Raw genomic sequence first — 17,610 nt, 5'->3', positions numbered from 1 at the left:
TCGGGACAAGCCCGAGGATGACGCAGAGAAAATAATAGGGGCCGAGCGACACCGCGGCCGGCCGCTGACTGAAGGAAACGAAAAATGCTTGAGATCAAGAACCTGCACGCACGCATTGCCGAGGATGGCACGGAGATCATTCGCGGGCTGAACCTGACCATTCAGGATGGCGAAGTCGCGGCTATCATGGGGCCGAACGGGTCGGGCAAGTCGACGCTCTCCTATATTCTCGCGGGCCGTGAGGATTACGAGGTCACCGAGGGCGAGGTGCTCTATAATGGCGAGAACATTCTGGAGCTCGATGCCGCCGAGCGCGCTGCCAAGGGGCTGTTCCTGGCATTTCAGTATCCTGTCGAAATTCCGGGCGTCGCCACCATGCAGTTTCTGAAGGTCGCGATCAACGAGCAGCGCAAGGCGCGCGGCGAGGAAGAGCTTTCGACGCCGGACTTCATCCGCAAGGTGCGCGAGGCCTCCGCCGAGTTGAAGATCGATTACGAGATGCTGAAGCGGCCGCTGAATGTCGGCTTCTCCGGCGGCGAGAAGAAGCGTGCGGAAATCCTGCAGATGGCGCTCCTGGAGCCGAAGCTCTGCGTCATGGACGAGACCGATTCGGGTCTCGATATCGACGCGCTGAAGATCGTCGCCGATGGCGTCAACGCGCTGCGTGCGCCGGATCGCTCGGTGATGGTCATCACCCACTACCAGCGCCTCTTGGACTACATCGTGCCGGACACGGTCCACGTGCTCTACAAGGGCCAGATCATCCGCACCGGCGGCAAGGAACTGGCCCACGAACTCGAAGCCAATGGCTATGCCGATATCATCGGCGAAGCGGCCTGAGGCGGGAGCGTTGTGATGAATGTGCAAAGCAAGATAACACTGACGGCTGCCGAGGAAGCGCTGGTCGCCGCCTTCGGGCGGCTCTCCGGCTCGCTGCCCGGCAATGCCGATGTAACGACGGAACGCGACCGGCTGGCCGGCGAACTGCGCAAGACCGGCCTGCCGACCCGGCGGATCGAGGCCTGGCATTACACCGACCTGCGCAACCTGTTGCGCACGGTACCGGCCGATGCCGGCGAGGCGGTGAACCCGTTGCCGGCTCTGCTGCAAGGCAGCGTCGTTCTGCCGCTGGTGCAGGGCCGTGCAGGCGCTGCACCCGAGATTGACGGCGTTCAACGCGAGAAGGTCTCCGATGCGCTTTCGCAAGGCGATAAGGCGATCCGCTTTGCGCTGTCGCATGCCGATGACGCGATCGGCCGCATCAATGGCGCGCTGGTTAGCGACGGTTACGTGCTTGATATCGCGGCCTCGCTCGAAGCGCCGCTGGAGCTGCAGGCCGTGCATGGCGGCGGGCAGGTGCATACCCGCAATCGGTTGAATTTCGCCGAGGGCGTGACCGGCACAGTGATCGAACGTCATGTCGCGCCGGCAGGCGCTGCCGCGCTCGTCAGCAACCTTTCGGCGCTGACGCTCGGCAAGGACGCCGAGATCACCTATGTGGTGATGCAGAGCCAGGGAGCGGACGACACCCATCTCGGCAAGCTGAAGATCGAGCTTGGCGAGAACGCGAAGCTGAAGCTTCTGATCGTCAATGCCGGCGGCAAGCTGGTGCGCCACGAGATCGACTGCGCGGTTGTGGGCGAAGGCGCGGATCTGATGCTGCGCGGCGTCAACCTGCTCGGCGGCGAGACCCACACCGACATCACCTTCGACCTCGGCCATAACGTGCCCAACACGACCTCGACCGAGATCATCCGCAATGTCGTGTTCGACAAGGCCAGGGGCGTGTTCCAGGGCCTGATCCGGGTTGCGCCCGATGCCCAGAAGACCGATGCCAAGATGTCGTGCAACACGCTGCTGATGAGCGATTTCGGATCGTTCAACGCCAAGCCGGAACTGGAAATCTTCGCCGACGACGTGCAGTGCGGCCATGGCGCGACGGTGACGGATATCGACCCGAACCATCTCTATTACCTGATGGCGCGCGGCATTCCGCGCAAGGTGGCCGAAGGGCTCCTGATTCATGCCTTCGTCGCCGAAGTGGTGGAAGAGCTCGAGAACGAAGCGCTGTCGGAAGCCGTAGAGGCGATCATCGCGGACTGGCTCGATCGCCATGAGTAACCGGCTCCGCGATCCGGACGGGACATTGACGGGGTTCATCGGTTATGGACACTAAGGTCTCCACCTATGATGTCGAAAAGATCCGGCAGGATTTTCCGATCCTCTCGCGTGAGGTCTACGGAAAGCCGCTGGTCTATCTCGACAATGGCGCGTCGGCGCAGAAACCGCAGGTCGTGATCGACGCGGTTTCGAACGCCTACAGCCATGAATACGCCAATGTGCACCGCGGCCTGCATTTCCTCTCCAATGCCGCGACCGATGCCTATGAGGCCGCGCGCGAGAAGGTGCGCGCCTTCCTGAACGCCGGTTCGGTGAACGAGATCGTGTTTACCCGCAACACAACCGAGGCGATCAACACGGTTGCCTATGGCTGGGCGATGGAGCACCTGAAGGCGGGCGACGAGATCGTGCTCTCGATCATGGAGCACCATTCCAACATCGTGCCCTGGCATTTCCTGCGCGAGCGCATGGGCGTCAAGCTGGTCTGGGTCCCGGTGGATGATGACGGCGAGTTTCATATCGAGGACTTCGAAAAATGCCTGAGCGAGCGCACCAAGCTCGTCGCCATCACCCAGATGTCGAACGCGCTCGGCACCATCGTCGATGTGAAACAGGTTTGCCGGATCGCGCATGAGCGTGACATTCCGGTGCTGGTCGATGGTTCGCAGGGCGCGGTTCACCTGCCGGTCGATGTCCGCGATATCGATTGCGACTGGTATGTGATGACCGGCCACAAACTTTACGGCCCGTCCGGTATCGGCGTGCTCTACGGCAAGTATGATCGGCTCGCCGAGATGCGGCCGTTCCAGGGCGGCGGCGAGATGATCGCCGATGTCACGATGGATGGCGTCACCTATGCCGAGCCGCCGCACCGCTTCGAGGCCGGCACGCCGCCGATCGTTCAGGCTATTGGACTGGGCGCTGCCCTTGACTATATGCAAGGGGTAGGCCGCGCGGCGATTGCCGCCCACGAGGCTGACCTGACGGCGTATGCCCGGGAGCAGCTCGGTCATGTCAATGCGCTGCGCGTCATCGGCAATGCCGCGCAAAAGGGCAGCATTTTCTCCTTCGCGATCGAAGGCGTGCATGCCCATGATATTTCGACGATCATCGACCGGCGCGGCGTCGCCGTTCGCGCCGGCACCCACTGCGCCCAGCCGCTTCTGGCGCGTTTCGGGGTGACGTCGACCTGCAGGGCCTCGTTCGGCCTGTACAATACCCGCGCGGAGGTGGACGCGCTGGTGGAAGCGCTGGATTACGCGCGCACATTCTTTGCCTGATAGGGGCCTGATAGGGGCCAGATAGGGCCGGAAAGGTCCGATAAGAGGATTGCCATGAGTGTCGAGGAAAAGACTGAAGACCAGACGGCCGTCGAGCCGGGCTCTTCCATCCCGCCGGAAGAACTCGCGCGGCTGAGCGACGACATCATCTCCGCGCTGAAGACGGTCTATGATCCGGAAATCCCGGCCGATATCTTCGAGCTGGGCCTGATCTACAAGATCGATGTCGATGACGACCGGGTGGTGAAGATCGACATGACGCTGACCGCGCCCGGCTGCCCGGTCGCCGGCGAAATGCCCGGCTGGGTCGAGAATGCCGTCGGCACGGTGGAAGGCGTCTCCGGCGTCGAGGTCGAAATGACCTTCGATCCGCCGTGGACTCCGGATCGCATGTCGGAAGAGGCCAAGGTGGCGGTTGGCTGGTATTGACGCCGCCTTCGTGCGCTGATGCAATGCACCTCTAACGCCGGGCCTTGAACCCGGATGTTGATGGAGAATGGAAATGGGCTTTCAGGTCATCACCCTCACAGATGCGGCAGCGACCCGCATCAACGAAATCACCGGCAATGCTGGGCCGGATGCGCTCGGTATCCGTATATCGATCAAGAAGGGCGGCTGCGCCGGGTTCGAATATGCGGTGGACCTCGTCACGAGCGACAGCACGAAGGCCGGCGACGACACCGTCGAACATGCCGGCGCCAAGGTCTGGGTCGATCCCGCTGCCTCGCTTTACCTGCTGGGCACCGAGATGGATTTCGAGGTCACCAAGCTCAGAACCGGCTTCGTGTTCCGCAACCCGAACGAAACCTCGGCCTGCGGATGCGGCGAATCGGTGGAACTCAAGGCCGCCGACCTTGCCGAACTGGCGCGGGCGCGCGAGGCCGCGGCGCACTGATCGGCGGGTCAGGCCTCAGCCCTTGAGGCCGTCATATTGTATCACGCAGATTTTTTCGCTGACGCCGTCCCCGTTGGAAACGCGGTAGCTGCAGGAAATATAGAGCGTTCCGTCGTCTCCCTCCGTGACGGAAGGGTCGCCGATCCGGCAATCATTGTCCGCCTGCTCCAGGCAGACGGGTTCCAGCCAGGCGAGCGGCCGGTTGCCCCCGCCCGCTGTTGTGCCGAAGAACCCGACGCAAAGATGCAGGTTCCGACAATCCTCGTCGGGCGTGTAGATCACGACGAACGGGCCGAGCGACGGGTCGAATCGCGAATGCTTCAGGGACAGGGCCGAGATGCCGGACTTTCGGCTTTTGATGCTGGCATTGAGGATCGGTACCGCCGGAGACCACGTGATCCCGTAATCGCAGGAATCGCTCACGGCGATGCGGTCGAGATACAAACCCGGCGCCTTGGTGCGCAGAAAGGCCGTGAGCTTGCCGGACGGGCGCTGGACGATGCTGGGCTCGACGGTCCCGCGACCGAGGATCGGCGTTTCGGCATAGTGCCAGTGCGCCCCGTCATCATCCGAATAAAGCACGACCGAGAGGTTGACGACGTCGGAATGGACCGGAAGCAGCAGACGATCGGCGCCGTTTTCCAGCCTGATCTTTTGCGGCTGGGACCGCGTCTGCCAGCCCCGTTCATAGCGATCCGGGCTGAACATGTTGAATACCGTGAGCCGCATGACGACCATGTTATAGGTGTCGTAGACCATGTACAGGAACACGATGAGCGTGTTTCTCCTCATATGCGCGTGCAGCGCATCGAAGAACCTCAGGATGTCGGAAAACCTGCGTAACCTGTCCAGTATGGGGCGGAGCGCCGGCCTGTTCTCCAGCAATTGCTGCTTCACGTCCTTGAGATAGGTGTTGTCGAATTCCCTTATCCTGGCGAACAGTGCATCGATCATCGCGTCGATTGCGGCGGCATCCACGTCCGGCGCTGCCAGATTGTGTCCCTTTTCGGAGCTGAACGACGGCGCTTTCTCGAAACTCTTTTTCGGCTCGAACGCGCCGTTCAGAAGCGGCCAGGCGTTGGGATAGAGCGCTGCGGCGGCATTGAGGAAATCATCGCCGCTCACCGATGTCGTCAAAGGGTCGCCATCGACCGGCGTGGTCCATCCCACCGAATGGATGCTGTCGAAGGCATCGGACATGTTTCCGGCGCGCATCCGAAGCTGGGCGCTTGCCTGGGTTCCGTCACTGGTCACCTGCCAGAACAGGCGCATCTTCCCGGCATCGCAATGAAACACCGGGTTGGTGGCCGGGTATTTGGAAACAGCGCCGCCTTCGCCATTGTCCGCGATTTTCGCCAGTGGTCGCCAGGCATAGTCCACGGGGTCCGCCGATGAGGCATAGATGGCGGAGGATTGGCCGTCATGCGCATGCTTGTGCGACCAGGATACAAGTAATTTTTCACCGAGGAACGATATGCTGCTGCCGTGATTTCCGGACGCCCAGAAATCACGATTATCATTGTCAATAAATACTAATTTCGTATTTTCCCTCATGATCATTTACCTGTAGTATATTTCCCCTAAATATTCGTATATATCAAATATTAAACCCGGTAAAGTTGATTTTATTTCGGTTTATACATGTATTTTTACATGATTTATTTAGAGAAAATGCAAAAGACCTGGTTGCGGCACTCGGATCGGCGTCTTGCCTGAGGGGCGCTCCGATCCGTCGAGGGGCCGGGCAGGGGACGCTTTGAGGACATTTTACGAGCGGTTGCCTCATCGTCCGCCCTTGCGCGCACAGGCTTAAAATGGTGAATTGATCGCGCCGCGTTTCCGGCGCAATCCATCACCTGCGAGGCTTATCCGTGACATCAGACAAGAATGCACTCTGGCGCGAATGGCCGATTGTGCTGATCTGGTGCGCGTTTGCCCTGTTCACCTTCGCGGGGGCTTCATTGAAGCCGGACTATCTCGGCACCACGGCGTCGTTCGCTGTGCTTGCCGTGATCTTCGCGGTCATGCTGATGGCGGTGTTTCGGGTGGTGCATCACGCCGAATGTCTGGCGGCGATCTTCGGGGAGCCGCTTGGCACGCTGATCCTGACGCTTTCGGTGATCGGCATCGAGGTGGCGCTGATCACCGCTGTGATGCTGACCGGGGACAACGTGCCGACGCTTGCGCGCGACACCATGTTTTCGGTGCTGATGATCGTGCTGAACGGCCTTGTGGGGCTGAGCCTCCTGATCGGCGGGCTGCGGCACGGCCTGCAGGTGTTCAACCTCTCCGGCGCCAATGCCTATCTGATCGTGCTTCTGCCGGTGGCGATCACCAGCCTGATCCTGCCGAGCTTCACCTCGTCGGCGCCGGGCGGCGGGCTGTCGACGCTTCAGACCGTGTTCCAGATCGTGATCTCCCTGGTGCTTTACGGCATCTTCCTGCTGTTTCAGACGGTGCAGAACCCCGTCAGCTTCCAGCAGCCGCGCCATGGCGACGAGGAGCCGGATGCGCATCACCACCATCTCCGCCCGAAAAGCGCGGGCTTTCATGCCGCGGGCCTGCTGCTGGCCCTGCTGCCGCTGGTGCTGATGTCGAAGAAGCTCGCGGTCTATGTCGATTTCGGCATTGCCCAGGTCGGCGCGCCGGTGGCGCTTGGCGGCTTCATCGTGGCGATCATGATCCTGACGCCGGAGGCGCTGGCGGCGCTGGAAGCCGCCCGAAAGAACCAGCTCCAGCGCGCCGTCAACATCTGTCTCGGCTCGGCGCTGGCGACGATCGGGCTGACGGTGCCGGCGGTGCTGATCGCCGCGCATTTCGTCGGCCTGCCGATCGAGCTTGGCCTGACGCCGGCCGGCGTCGTGGTGCTGACGCTGTCGCTCGCCATCAGCATCGTCACCTTCGTCGGCACCCGCACCAATTCGCTTCAGGGCGTTGTGCATCTGGCGGTTTTCTTCGCTTACGTTATCTTGATCTTCGACGGCGATTTCTAGACCCAGCGGGGAAGGCCGGGAGAGGGCATGCGAAACGACATCATATTCGGCGCGGTCCTGCCCTATGTGGCATTTCTGATCGCCCGCCACTTCGGCCTGTCGACCGTCCACGCGCTGGCGATCGGCTCGATCTTTCCGATCGCGGTGATTCTGATCACCTATGTCAGAAACCGCAGGCTCGCCCCGGTCAGCGTGATCACGCTTGCGGCGACGCTCGCCTCGCTCGTCGGCAGCCTCTATTTCAACAGCGCCTATCTGGCGCTTCTGAAGAATTCGCTGATCACCGGCTTCATCGGCCTGGTATTCGCCGGCTCGCTCCTGATGCCGCGGCCGCTGGTGTTCTACTTCGCCACCGAAAAGGGCGGGGAGGAGCGCGAGGATGGCAACCGGCTCTGGGCGGTTTCGCCGCCCTACCGGGCGCTGATGCGCCGGATGACGATCGCCTGGGCGGTCGTGCTGATCTGCGAGGCGACGGCGCGCGCGTTGCTCATCCCGCTGCTGCCGGTCGATATATTCCTGGTGGTCTCGGAGGCGATGTGGATCGTGGTCTTCGCGCTGATGATCTCGTGGAGCCTGCGCTATGGCCACCGCAAGGGCGCGGAGATTGCCGCGGCCGCCGGGGAGGGCGGCGGTTGAGGGGATGGCGTAGCGGCCGCTCCGCTACCCTCTGGTGCGTCATGCTCGTACTCGACGCGAGCATCCAGACCACACGGAAAAAGCCGCCTGGACCCTCGGGTCAAGCCCGAGGGTGACCCCGGAGAGGGGATGGCGCCCGCGAAACGGAAGCGGACGCCGAGGGGCCGCTAGGGCCCGATAGTGCTCAGGCGCGCTCTTCCAGCAGCGCCTCGCCCTTCTTCTCGCGCACCAGATTGATGAAGCGGCGGAAGAGGTAGTGGCTGTCCTGGGGGCCGGGGGAGGCTTCCGGGTGGTGCTGGACGGAGAATACCGGCTTGCCGGCAAGCGCAATGCCGCAATTGGAGCCGTCGAACAGCGACACATGGGTTTCCGCGACGCCCTCCGGCAGCGAGGCCGAATCGACCGCGAAACCGTGGTTCATCGATACGATCTCGACCTTGCCGGTGGTGTAGTCCTTCACCGGATGGTTGGCGCCGTGATGGCCCTGATGCATCTTTGTGGTCTTACCGCCGAGCGCGATCGCGAGGATCTGGTGGCCGAGGCAGATGCCGAAAATCGGCAGGCCGCTGTCGATCAGCGCGCGAATCACCGGAACCGCGTATTCTCCGGTCGCGGCCGGGTCGCCCGGGCCGTTCGACAGGAACACGCCATCGGGCGAAAGCGCCAGAATCTGTTCCGCCGAGGTCTTGGCCGGCACGACCGTGACCTTGCAGTCGAGACCGGCGAACAGCCGCAGGATGTTGCGCTTCACGCCGTAGTCGACGCAGACGATGTGATAGCGGGCCTCGTCCTCGGCGAGCGTGTCATAGCCTTCGTTCCAGACCCACGGCTTCTCGTCCCATTTCGACGACTGGCCGGAGGTGGCTTCGATGGCGAGATCGAGACCTTCCAGCCCGCCCCAGGCCTTTGCCTTGGCCTTCAGCGCGTCGAGATCGAATTTGCCGGACGGCTCGTGGGCGATCACGGCATTGGGCGCGCCATGCTCGCGGATCCAGGCGGTCAGCGCGCGGGTGTCGATGCCGGAAAGGCCGATGATGCCGCGCTTCTTCAGCCAGGCATCAAGGTCTTCGCTCGAGCGGTAGTTGGAGGGCGCGGTGATATCGGCCCTGAAGATCGCGCCGACGGCGCCGCGGCGGGCGGCGGGCACCAGATCCTCGATATCCTCGCCATTGGCGCCGATATTGCCGATATGCGGAAAGGTGAAGGTGACGATCTGGCCGAGATAGGAGGGGTCGGTCAGGATTTCCTGATAGCCGGTCAGCGCGGTGTTGAAGCAGACCTCCGCCTCGACGCTGCCTGTGGCGCCGACGCCCTTGCCGTAGATTACCGTGCCGTCGGCCAGAACCAGCGCGGCCGTCGGCGTTTCCTGTGTCCATGGGGCAGTCATGATCATTCCTTGCTAGTCGCCGGCCCGGGGCCGATTGAACGGGCCCTGTCCCGATCCTATATATGAGCCCGAGCCAAAGGGTTCGCGGGCAAGCTGCGTTCGGGTAGGCCACTTTTTGATGCGGTTGCGGGAAAATAGAGAAACCGCGCTTGCGGGTCAATTGCTCTTAAGGCAGACTTGTGGCATCTGCTCAAAATAAATGACGCGCCCGAAGATTTGATTTGATCGCAGCCCCGGTATTCGGTAAACGCCGCCGCCATTCGGCATGTGTCGATGCGGTACCTTGAAGATGGCGTTGCCAGGAGTGAATGAATGTTGCGCGATAAACTCGCACTTGCACAAAAAGACGCTTCGAAAGAGGAAGATCCGGTACGCTTCTGCACATTGAGACTGGTTCACGCGGCCATCAAGGACCGCGACCTGGCTCATCGTGCCAACGGCAAGGACCCTGTCAGCGATGACGATATCGCCGGGATTCTGTTCCAGATGCTGAAGCAGCGCAAGGAATCCTCCCGCCTTTACGAAGAGAAGGGCCGGCCCGACCTCGCTGCACAGGAACGTCAGGAAATGGCGGTGATTCGCGAATTCCTGCCCGCCCAGTTGCCCGAGGACAAGATCCGCGAGGTCTGCGCCTCCGTGGTCGAGGAGACCGGCGCGCAGGGCCTGCGCGACATGGGCAGGTGCATTGAAACGCTGAAGGACCGCTATTCCGGCCAGATGGACTTCTCCAAGGCCTCCGGCGTGGTCAAGGACATGCTGAAATAGCATTCTGTTGCCGGACCGCTGTGGATATCAGCAGTGGATATGTGGGATAACCCGCCCCGCGCCCGCTAAACCGTTGCGGGGCCTGTAGGCTGTCAGGCCTGCCGGCACACCCGAGGACCTCATGCGTTTTCCGCCATCCTTTCTCGATGAAATCCGCGACCGCGTGCCGATCTCGGCGCTGATCGGCCAGCGGGTCACGTGGGATCGCAAGAAGACCAATGTCGGGCGCGGCGACTACTGGGCCTGCTGCCCGTTTCACGGCGAGAAATCCCCGAGCTTTCACTGCGAGGACCGCAAGGGCCGCTACCACTGCTTCGGCTGCGGGGTTTCCGGTGATCATTTCCGTTTCCTCACCGATCTCGATGGCATGAGCTTTCCCGAAGCCGTGCAGCGCGTCGCCGATATGGCCGGCGTTGCGATGCCGGAGCGCGACCCGCAGGCCGAACGACGCGAGGAAAAGCGCCGCACGCTGGTCGACGTCATGGAGCTTGCCGCAAGCTTCTTTCAGGATCAGCTTCAGACCGGGGCAGGGGCAAAGGCGCGGGCTTACCTGCGCGAACGCGGCCTTTCGGCCCGCACGATCGACACGTTCCGCCTTGGCTACGCTCCGGAAAGCCGCAATGCGCTGAAGGAATTTCTGGCCTCAAAGGGCGTCGAGAAGCAGGAGATCGAGGCCTGCGGGCTGGTGGTCCACGGGCCGGATATCGCCGTTTCCTACGACCGGTTCCGCGACCGGATCATGTTTCCGATCCTGTCCTCGCGCGAGCAGGTGATCGCCTTTGGCGGCCGGGCGATGCGGCCCGACGCGCCGGCGAAATATCTCAATTCCAACGAGACCGAGCTGTTTCACAAGGGCAATGTCCTGTTCAACTTCGCCCGCGCCCGTCGCGCGCTTTCCGGCGCGGAGGGCGCGAAGACGATTATCGCCGTCGAAGGCTATATGGACGTGATCGCGCTCCATCAGGCCGGTATCGAAAACGCCGTCGCGCCCCTCGGCACGGCGCTGACCGAAAACCAGCTGCAACTGATCTGGCGGATGACCAGCGAGCCGGTGCTGTGTTTCGACGGCGACGGCGCCGGCATCCGCGCCGCTGAACGCGCCGCCGGCCTGGCGCTGCCGATGCTGAAGCCCGGCCATTCGCTGAAATTCGCGCTGCTTCCCGGCGGCAAGGACCCCGACGATCTGGTGCGCGAGGGCGGACGGCAGGCGTTTGACGCCGTGATCGCCCAGGCCCGTCCGCTGGCCGACACCGTGTTCGAGCGCGAGGCAGGCAGCCCGGAGGCCGGCGAGACGCCGGAGCGGCGCGCGGCGATCGAGGCGCGCGTCAACGCGCTGGTGGCGACGATTGCGGACGAAAGCGTGCGCCGGCACTACCAGCAGGATTTCCGCAACCGGCTTTACCAGCGGTTTCGGGGCCCGTCGCGCGGCGGCGGGAATTTCGCCGGCGGCAGGGGCAGTTTTTCCGGGTCCGCCAAGGGGGGCGGGCGGTTCAACGCGCCGCGCGGCAACGGCCTTCTCTCGGCGTCCGAACGCCTGTCGCGCTCGCCGCTTGCGAGCCTGCGCCCGGTTACAGCCAATCTCACCTTTCGCGAATGCCAGCTCGTGTTCTGCCTGATCTCGCATCCCGAACTGGTGCGCGAGGATTTCGACAGCGTGTCGACGCTTTCCTTCGAGGCAGCGGAGATGCGCGCGTTCTGGCCGGCCTTTCTGGCCGAAGCCTCGCGCCCCGACATGGGCCGGGAAAAGCTGCGGCAGCGGCTGGAGGAGGCGGGTTTTGCCGGCCTCGTCGATCAGATTGCCGCGCATGTCGGGCGCAATGTCCACTGGATCGCCGGGCCCGACGCCGCGCTTGAGGATGTCCGCGAGGTCTATCATCAGGCGCTGGCGCTGCATAACCGCGCCCGCTCGCTGGCCCGCCACAAGAGCGAGCTGGAACGCGAGATCGCGGAGGCGACGGAGGAGGGCAATGCGGATCTGCTGGCCGAACTGATGCCGGCGCTGGTTTCGGTTCAAAACGAAATCGCCCGCATCGACAACCAGGAGGCCGAGATCGACGGTTTCGGCCTGATGTCGGGACGCGGCGGAAAGTCCGGAGCGGGCGGATAAGTGGTCTTCAAACGGCAATGCCGGGATGCGTCCGAACCGATTCCTTTCAGCCGCCACTTGTATTTGCGGCGAAGCATTCTAAATTAACGTTTCTAGGGCCGACAGAGAAGCTGCATCGGTTCCTGTCATTGTCAGAAGCGTTTCACCGGCGGATTTTCGATATGAAATCGCGCAAATACACAATTGACGCTTGACGGATGGCGAAAATCTGGGAATCACCAGTTCGGATGGCAGTGAGCAGCACATTTTCATGATCTGGACAGCATTCACCGGGGGTAGCGAAAACCGCCGCGTTGAAGTCTGTCCTGTTCATGTGTGGTTTTTTAAATCCGGCAGACCTCGCAAAAGAGGTCCTTAATCATTTGCCGGTATGCCGCTTGGCAACAGCGACAAAGCGTCAGGGAAACAATATTTATGGCTACGAAAGTCAAGGAAAACGAAGAAGCCGAAACCGAACGCGAAGGCGGTACCGACGGCCCTCTCCTGGACCTTTCCGATGACGCCGTCAAGAAGATGATCAAGGCCGCCAAGAAGCGCGGCTATGTCACCATGGATGAGCTGAATTCCGTTCTCCCGTCCTCGGAAGTGACTTCCGAGCAGATCGAGGACGTGATGTCCATGCTCTCCGAAATGGGCATCAACGTCGTCGAGGACGAGGACGAAGTCGACAACGACAACAATGCCGATGACAGCGCCGACGACAGTGACAGCGACAATGAAAGCGACAGCACCGAGGTCGCGACCACGACCGGTTCGGCGGTAGCGCAGACCAAGAAGAAAGAGCCCACCGACCGCACCGACGATCCTGTGCGCATGTATCTGCGCGAGATGGGCTCGGTCGAGCTGCTGTCGCGCGAGGGCGAAATCGCGATCGCCAAGCGCATCGAATCCGGCCGCGAGACGATGATCGCCGGTCTTTGCGAAAGCCCGCTGACCTTCCAGGCGTTGATCATCTGGCGCGACGAGCTGAACGAAGGCACGACGCTTCTGCGCGAGATCATCGATCTTGAAACCACCTATTCCGGTCCCGAGGCCAAGGCTGCCCCGCAGTTCCAGAGCCCGGAAAAGATCGAGGCCGACCGCAAGAAGGCCGAGGAAAAGGAACAGGCCCGCAAGAAGCGCTCCGACGACGTCACCGATGTCGGCGGCGAAGGAATCCAGCCGGAGGAAGACGACGAGGAGGATGATGAATCCAACCTGTCGCTTGCCGCCATGGAGGCCGAGCTGCGTCCGCAGGTGATGGACACGCTCGACCTGATCGCCGAGACCTATGTGAAGCTCAGAAAGCTGCAGGACCAGCAGGTGGAAGCGCGTCTTGCCGCCACCGGCACGCTGACCAATGCCCAGGAGCGCCGCTACAAGGAACTCAAGGAAGGGCTGATCGGCGCGGTCAAGTCGCTGTCGCTCAACCAGAACCGCATCGACCTTCTGGTCGAGCAGCTCTACGACATCAACAAGCGGCTCGTGGAAAACGAGGGCAAGCTGTTGCGCATGGCGACCCATCGCGGCGTCAAGCGCGATGACTTCCTCGAGCATTACCATGGCGCCGAGCTTGATCCGAACTGGATGAAGTCGATCGGCAATCTTTCCGGCAAGGGCTGGAAGGAATTCGCCAGCCAGGACGGTGCCGACATCAAGGCGCTCCGGACCGAAATCCAGAGCCTTGCGACCGAAACCGGCATCTCGATCGCCGAGTTCCGCCGCATCGTCCACATGGTCAAGAAGGGTGAGCGCGAGGCCCGCATCGCCAAGAAGGAGATGGTGGAAGCCAATCTGCGTCTGGTGATCTCGATCGCGAAAAAATACACCAATCGTGGCCTGCAGTTCCTCGACCTCATTCAGGAAGGCAATATCGGCCTGATGAAGGCGGTCGACAAGTTCGAGTATCGCCGCGGTTACAAGTTCTCGACCTATGCGACATGGTGGATCCGGCAGGCGATCACCCGCTCGATCGCCGACCAGGCCCGCACGATCCGTATTCCGGTGCACATGATCGAGACGATCAACAAGATCGTCCGCACATCGCGCCAGATGCTGCACGAGATCGGCCGCGAGCCGACGCCCGAGGAGCTTTCCGAAAAGCTCAACATGCCGCTCGAAAAGGTCCGCAAGGTGCTGAAGATCGCCAAGGAGCCGATCTCGCTCGAAACCCCCGTGGGCGACGAGGAAGATTCGCATCTCGGCGACTTCATCGAGGACAAGAACGCGCTGCTGCCGATCGATGCGGCGATCCAGGCGAACCTGCGCGAGACCACGACCCGTGTTCTCGCCTCGCTCACCCCGCGCGAGGAACGCGTGCTGCGCATGCGCTTCGGCATCGGCATGAACACCGACCACACGCTGGAAGAAGTCGGTCAGCAGTTCTCGGTCACCCGCGAACGTATCCGCCAGATCGAGGCCAAGGCGCTGCGCAAGCTGAAGCACCCGAGCCGCTCGCGCAAGCTCAGAAGCTTCCTCGATAGCTGAGATGGCGAAAGCCGATCTGAAATAACGAAAAACCCGGCTGAGAGGCCGGGTTCAGTTTGTTGAGAAACCTGTCCTCAAATTCGGCGTCATCCTCGTGCTTGACACGAGGATCCAGGCAGCGCGGTAAGGCTTCGCAATAGCTCTTATCAAATTCAATGGCTTAGGTCGCCTGGATGCTCGGATCAAGTCCGAGCATGACCCCTGTGAGGAAGGTCAGGAAGGTGTCAAACTGCAAATTCAGGAGTTTGTCAGCAGCCTGAACCCGGGTGAGAGGCCGGGTTTTTGCCTTCTGAAAAAGCAAAACCTCATGCGCCGCCGTCTCGTTCGGGCCTGTCCCGAGCATCCAAGCACGTTTCAGCGTGACAGGCGTATCGGGGAGGGGAATCTATTTGAATACAAATCATTGGAAGGCGCGAACGCCGCTCGTGAGGAGCGGTGATTAGATCCTCGGGTCAAGCCCGAGGATGACGCCCGAAGAAAGGATAGGCTTGCACGCCAACTGAATCCTGCGTGGAGGATGGGCTTCCTGCCTATGGAATGACCACGAACTGCTAGTTCCAGGTGAGGCGTCCGAACCTTGTTCGCCCCTCAGGGGTCCGATGGGCAAAGCCGGGGAATACCCCGCCTAACGTAAGGGGTGTTGGCTGCCAGACCACCAGCAAACCGGCGCCCTGCCGCGCGCCGGTTCGAGGCGTTGTGGCGCAGGGAACAGAAACCTATTCCGTGACCTGCAGGTTGACGGCCTTGGGGCCCTTGCCGCGGCGGTCCGGCTCGGTGTCGTAGCTGACCTTCTGATTTTCGGTCAGTCCCGTCAGCCCGGACGACTGAACGGCGGAGATATGGACGAAGATGTCCGCGCCGCCATTGTCCGGCTTGATGAAACCGTACCCCTTGTCGGTGTTGAAAAACTTTACGATGCCAGTTTCGGCCATGCTTCAAGGTCCTTTTCTCGCCCATCCGCTTGCTGATGGAGGGGCAGATATTTCGATGCTCGTTTTGCCCTGAGGGGCAGCGCAGGCGTTTCTCGAATTTGGAGGAAAGGTGCCTTTTATTACCGCGGGTTCCGATTTGCCTGGACAACGAAAGCAGGCCAAATCAAGGTCCGCCCGAAAAATTAGCGTTTCCGGCGCGCATCAGATTATATGGTCTTCCCGTGCTCGCAAAATGCCCGAACATGAACAGAATGCGGTGTTTGCGGGTTTTTGGCAAGCGAAACTTTGGAATCGGACCTTCAGGCTGCTTTCGCGGCCGGGTATTTGTGTATTATCCGGATCTAATCAGATGATTAGACGGAACTATTTTGGGTTATACTGTGTCAAAGCGTTCGCCCTGTGCTACCCTTGGATGAGGGGAGGTCTACAAAGCCTGTGGCCTAACCGGGCCGGGCCTAGCTTTTGCCGACGAAGCTGGTGTAGGAGCGAATAACCGGCCAAGCATGACGAGCGCGCGGGCGGTGCGCAAATACTTGACTGGCAAAGTTCGGGGGTCCGCCATGCGTCGTGACATGTTCATACGCTTTCTTGCGTCTGTTGTCGTGGTCTGCTCTTTCCCGTCTGTCGGCGCGCGCGCGTTCGAATATCGCCAGATCGAGGGTTGGGCGGTCAGCTGCAACAACGCCTATACCTGCAACATCTCGCTGACGTCGGCCGCCGGCGCAAGCGGCGGTGCCACGCTTGCCGCCATCCAGTGGCAGCGCTCGGTCGCGCCATCGGCCCCGCTCACCCTCAGCATTCCCTATCCGCCCGGGTTCCTGCCGCGGGGCGATGCCTCCGGCGCGATCACCATCGCGGTCGATGGCGTCACGGGATTTTCCGCCGAGATAGCGAGCCTCGTGCGGGAGGATGCGCTTGGCATGTTCGGCGTCAACGAACCCGAGGTGCTGGTGGCGCTGTTCCGCAAGATGGCCGATGGCACCAGGGCGACGATCCGCTATGAGGGCGGGATCGGATCGTTTTCCTCGGAGATCGTGCTGACCGGGCTTTCCGATGCCGCCCGTTTCATCGATGATTGGCAGGGCCGCGGCGGCCGCACCGATGCGTTGATCGATGTCGGGGAAAAGACGCCGCCCGAAAGCGTCGATGTCTGGACGATCGACAGCTATGATGAGCTCCCACCCTCGGTCCTGCGCAATCTGAGCGATCCCGAAAGCGCGTGCTATACCGATCAGTCCCATATCGATCAGGCGGATGCCTTCGCCTTCAGCACCGGCAAGAGCACCATCATGCTTCTGCCCTGCGGGCCCTCCGGCGCCTATAACCAGCCCTACCAGCTCTATGTCGGCAAGGATGACGAGTTCCATCGCGCGGAATTTCCCAATGTCAGCGATGCCGGGATCACCGTTCTCGATACCGTCTACAACGTCAATTTCGATCTCAAGGAAAAGCTGTTGTCCTCGGTCTATCTCGGCCGCGGGCTCGGCGATTGCGGGCTGGCGCATTACTGGACGATCAACGAGGCCGCCGCCGGCAACCCGCTGGCGCTCACGCTGGAGCGCTCCAAGACGGCGTGTGACGGCGTCGATATCGGCCCGGAAAACTGGCCGGAAATCTGGCGCCCGCAGATGACGGCGGACGAGAGGGAGGAGCGCTGACGCTCACTCCGCCCGGTAGACCCGCAACAGCGCGCCGTCGGGCTCGTCCGTCACCAGCAGGATCGCGCCGTCGGGCGCGACCTTTACGTCGCGCAGCCGGCCGAACTCGCCGGCAAACAGCCGGTTTTCGGTCGCGGGCATGCCGCTCTCGTCAAGGCCGATATGGGCCAGCAACTGGTCCTTCAGCGCGGTGACCAGGAAATCGCCGTCCCATTCCGGAAACATATCGCCACGGTAGACCGCGATCGCGCCCGGCGCGATCGAGGGGTCCCAATAATATAGCGGCTGTTCAAGCCCCGGCGCCTTCGTGCCCTGTCCGATCTTCGCGCCCGAATAATGCACGCCATAGGAGATTTCCGGCCAGCCATAG

General features: G+C 61.8%; 15 protein-coding genes. 11 read left to right on the top strand and 4 right to left on the bottom strand.

Features of this window, described 5'->3' with window-relative positions:
* Positions 1-84 precede the first annotated feature (84 nt).
* From sufC to sufA, 5 genes are all read left to right on the top strand, one after another.
* Entirely contained in the window at positions 85-840 is a 756-nt protein-coding gene (sufC, locus tag B4E36_RS11225) for a Fe-S cluster assembly ATPase SufC (RefSeq protein WP_292056132.1), read from the top strand.
* Between the two features lie 15 nt (positions 841-855).
* The gene (gene sufD, locus B4E36_RS11220; protein ID WP_345900351.1) at positions 856-2,121 is read left to right on the top strand and encodes a Fe-S cluster assembly protein SufD; all 1,266 of its coding nucleotides are present in this window, start codon (positions 856-858) and stop codon (positions 2,119-2,121) included.
* A 44-nt stretch (positions 2,122-2,165) separates the two neighbouring features.
* A complete protein-coding gene (locus B4E36_RS11215) occupies positions 2,166-3,401 on the top strand; it encodes a cysteine desulfurase (protein WP_345900350.1) in 1,236 nt (411 codons plus the stop codon).
* A gap of 54 nt (positions 3,402-3,455) precedes the next feature.
* A complete protein-coding gene (locus B4E36_RS11210; protein WP_292056136.1) occupies positions 3,456-3,830 on the top strand; it encodes an SUF system Fe-S cluster assembly protein in 375 nt (124 codons plus the stop codon).
* A 73-nt stretch (positions 3,831-3,903) separates the two neighbouring features.
* Positions 3,904-4,296, top strand: coding sequence for a Fe-S cluster assembly scaffold SufA (gene sufA, locus B4E36_RS11205; RefSeq protein WP_018066389.1), 393 nt, complete (start codon positions 3,904-3,906; stop codon positions 4,294-4,296).
* A gap of 15 nt (positions 4,297-4,311) precedes the next feature.
* Here sufA and B4E36_RS11200 read toward each other — a convergent pair whose 3' ends face one another.
* Positions 4,312-5,676 carry a sialidase family protein gene (locus B4E36_RS11200; protein ID WP_292056141.1) on the bottom strand — a complete coding sequence of 455 codons (1,365 nt, stop codon included), beginning with the start codon at positions 5,674-5,676 and terminating at the stop codon, positions 4,312-4,314.
* 491 nt (positions 5,677-6,167) lie between these two features.
* Between B4E36_RS11200 and B4E36_RS11195 the strand changes: the two genes are divergently transcribed.
* Positions 6,168-7,289, top strand: coding sequence for a calcium:proton antiporter (locus B4E36_RS11195; protein ID WP_345900349.1), 1,122 nt, complete (start codon positions 6,168-6,170; stop codon positions 7,287-7,289).
* Between the two features lie 27 nt (positions 7,290-7,316).
* Positions 7,317-7,925 carry a VC0807 family protein gene (locus B4E36_RS11190; protein ID WP_018066392.1) on the top strand — a complete coding sequence of 203 codons (609 nt, stop codon included), beginning with the start codon at positions 7,317-7,319 and terminating at the stop codon, positions 7,923-7,925.
* Between the two features lie 184 nt (positions 7,926-8,109).
* On the opposite strand, the gene carA is transcribed toward B4E36_RS11190, so the two are convergent.
* Positions 8,110-9,318: a glutamine-hydrolyzing carbamoyl-phosphate synthase small subunit gene (gene carA / locus B4E36_RS11185; protein WP_292056149.1), complete on the bottom strand. Its 1,209-nt coding sequence runs from the start codon at positions 9,316-9,318 to the stop codon at positions 8,110-8,112.
* 306 nt (positions 9,319-9,624) lie between these two features.
* Between carA and B4E36_RS11180 the strand changes: the two genes are divergently transcribed.
* The 3 genes from B4E36_RS11180 (at position 9,625) to rpoD (ending at position 14,650) form a co-directional block, all read left to right on the top strand.
* A complete protein-coding gene (locus B4E36_RS11180; protein WP_033410820.1) occupies positions 9,625-10,077 on the top strand; it encodes a GatB/YqeY domain-containing protein in 453 nt (150 codons plus the stop codon).
* Between the two features lie 121 nt (positions 10,078-10,198).
* Positions 10,199-12,184, top strand: a complete 1,986-nt coding sequence (dnaG, locus tag B4E36_RS11175; protein ID WP_292056154.1) for a DNA primase — start codon at positions 10,199-10,201, stop codon at positions 12,182-12,184.
* Between the two features lie 414 nt (positions 12,185-12,598).
* Positions 12,599-14,650, top strand: a complete 2,052-nt coding sequence (rpoD, locus tag B4E36_RS11170; protein WP_018066561.1) for an RNA polymerase sigma factor RpoD — start codon at positions 12,599-12,601, stop codon at positions 14,648-14,650.
* A gap of 716 nt (positions 14,651-15,366) precedes the next feature.
* Here the strand turns inward: rpoD and B4E36_RS11165 are convergent.
* Positions 15,367-15,582 (bottom strand): cold-shock protein, encoded by a 216-nt coding sequence (locus B4E36_RS11165; RefSeq protein WP_018066559.1) that lies wholly within the window; start codon positions 15,580-15,582, stop codon positions 15,367-15,369.
* 572 nt (positions 15,583-16,154) lie between these two features.
* Between B4E36_RS11165 and B4E36_RS11160 the strand changes: the two genes are divergently transcribed.
* Positions 16,155-17,240 carry a DUF1176 domain-containing protein gene (locus tag B4E36_RS11160; protein ID WP_345900348.1) on the top strand — a complete coding sequence of 362 codons (1,086 nt, stop codon included), beginning with the start codon at positions 16,155-16,157 and terminating at the stop codon, positions 17,238-17,240.
* 3 nt (positions 17,241-17,243) lie between these two features.
* Here B4E36_RS11160 and B4E36_RS11155 read toward each other — a convergent pair.
* Positions 17,244-17,610 (bottom strand): PQQ-dependent sugar dehydrogenase (locus B4E36_RS11155; RefSeq protein ID WP_345900347.1); only part of this gene is annotated, 367 nt, incomplete at its 5' end.

It is taken from the genome of Martelella sp. UBA3392, assembly GCF_002358775.1.
GTDB lineage: Bacteria > Pseudomonadota > Alphaproteobacteria > Rhizobiales > Rhizobiaceae > Martelella > Martelella mediterranea.
Note: the sequence above shows the minus strand (reverse complement) of the source record. Positions and strands in the feature narration are given on the sequence as shown.

Excerpts from the sequence above, each read along its gene's own strand:
- dnaG (WP_292056154.1), top strand. The coding sequence starts at position 10,199 with ATGCGTTTTCCGCCATCCTTTCTCGATGAAATCCGCGACCGCGTGCCG.
- B4E36_RS11215 (WP_345900350.1), top strand. The coding sequence starts at position 2,166 with ATGGACACTAAGGTCTCCACCTATGATGTCGAAAAGATCCGGCAGGAT.
- carA (WP_292056149.1), bottom strand. The coding sequence starts at position 9,318 with ATGATCATGACTGCCCCATGGACACAGGAAACGCCGACGGCCGCGCTG.
- sufC (WP_292056132.1), top strand. The coding sequence starts at position 85 with ATGCTTGAGATCAAGAACCTGCACGCACGCATTGCCGAGGATGGCACG.
- sufA (WP_018066389.1), top strand. The coding sequence starts at position 3,904 with ATGGGCTTTCAGGTCATCACCCTCACAGATGCGGCAGCGACCCGCATC.
- rpoD (WP_018066561.1), top strand. The coding sequence starts at position 12,599 with ATGGCTACGAAAGTCAAGGAAAACGAAGAAGCCGAAACCGAACGCGAA.
- B4E36_RS11160 (WP_345900348.1), top strand. The coding sequence starts at position 16,155 with ATGTTCATACGCTTTCTTGCGTCTGTTGTCGTGGTCTGCTCTTTCCCG.
- sufD (WP_345900351.1), top strand. The coding sequence starts at position 856 with ATGAATGTGCAAAGCAAGATAACACTGACGGCTGCCGAGGAAGCGCTG.
- B4E36_RS11165 (WP_018066559.1), bottom strand. The coding sequence starts at position 15,582 with ATGGCCGAAACTGGCATCGTAAAGTTTTTCAACACCGACAAGGGGTAC.
- B4E36_RS11190 (WP_018066392.1), top strand. The coding sequence starts at position 7,317 with ATGCGAAACGACATCATATTCGGCGCGGTCCTGCCCTATGTGGCATTT.
- B4E36_RS11180 (WP_033410820.1), top strand. The coding sequence starts at position 9,625 with ATGTTGCGCGATAAACTCGCACTTGCACAAAAAGACGCTTCGAAAGAG.
- B4E36_RS11210 (WP_292056136.1), top strand. The coding sequence starts at position 3,456 with ATGAGTGTCGAGGAAAAGACTGAAGACCAGACGGCCGTCGAGCCGGGC.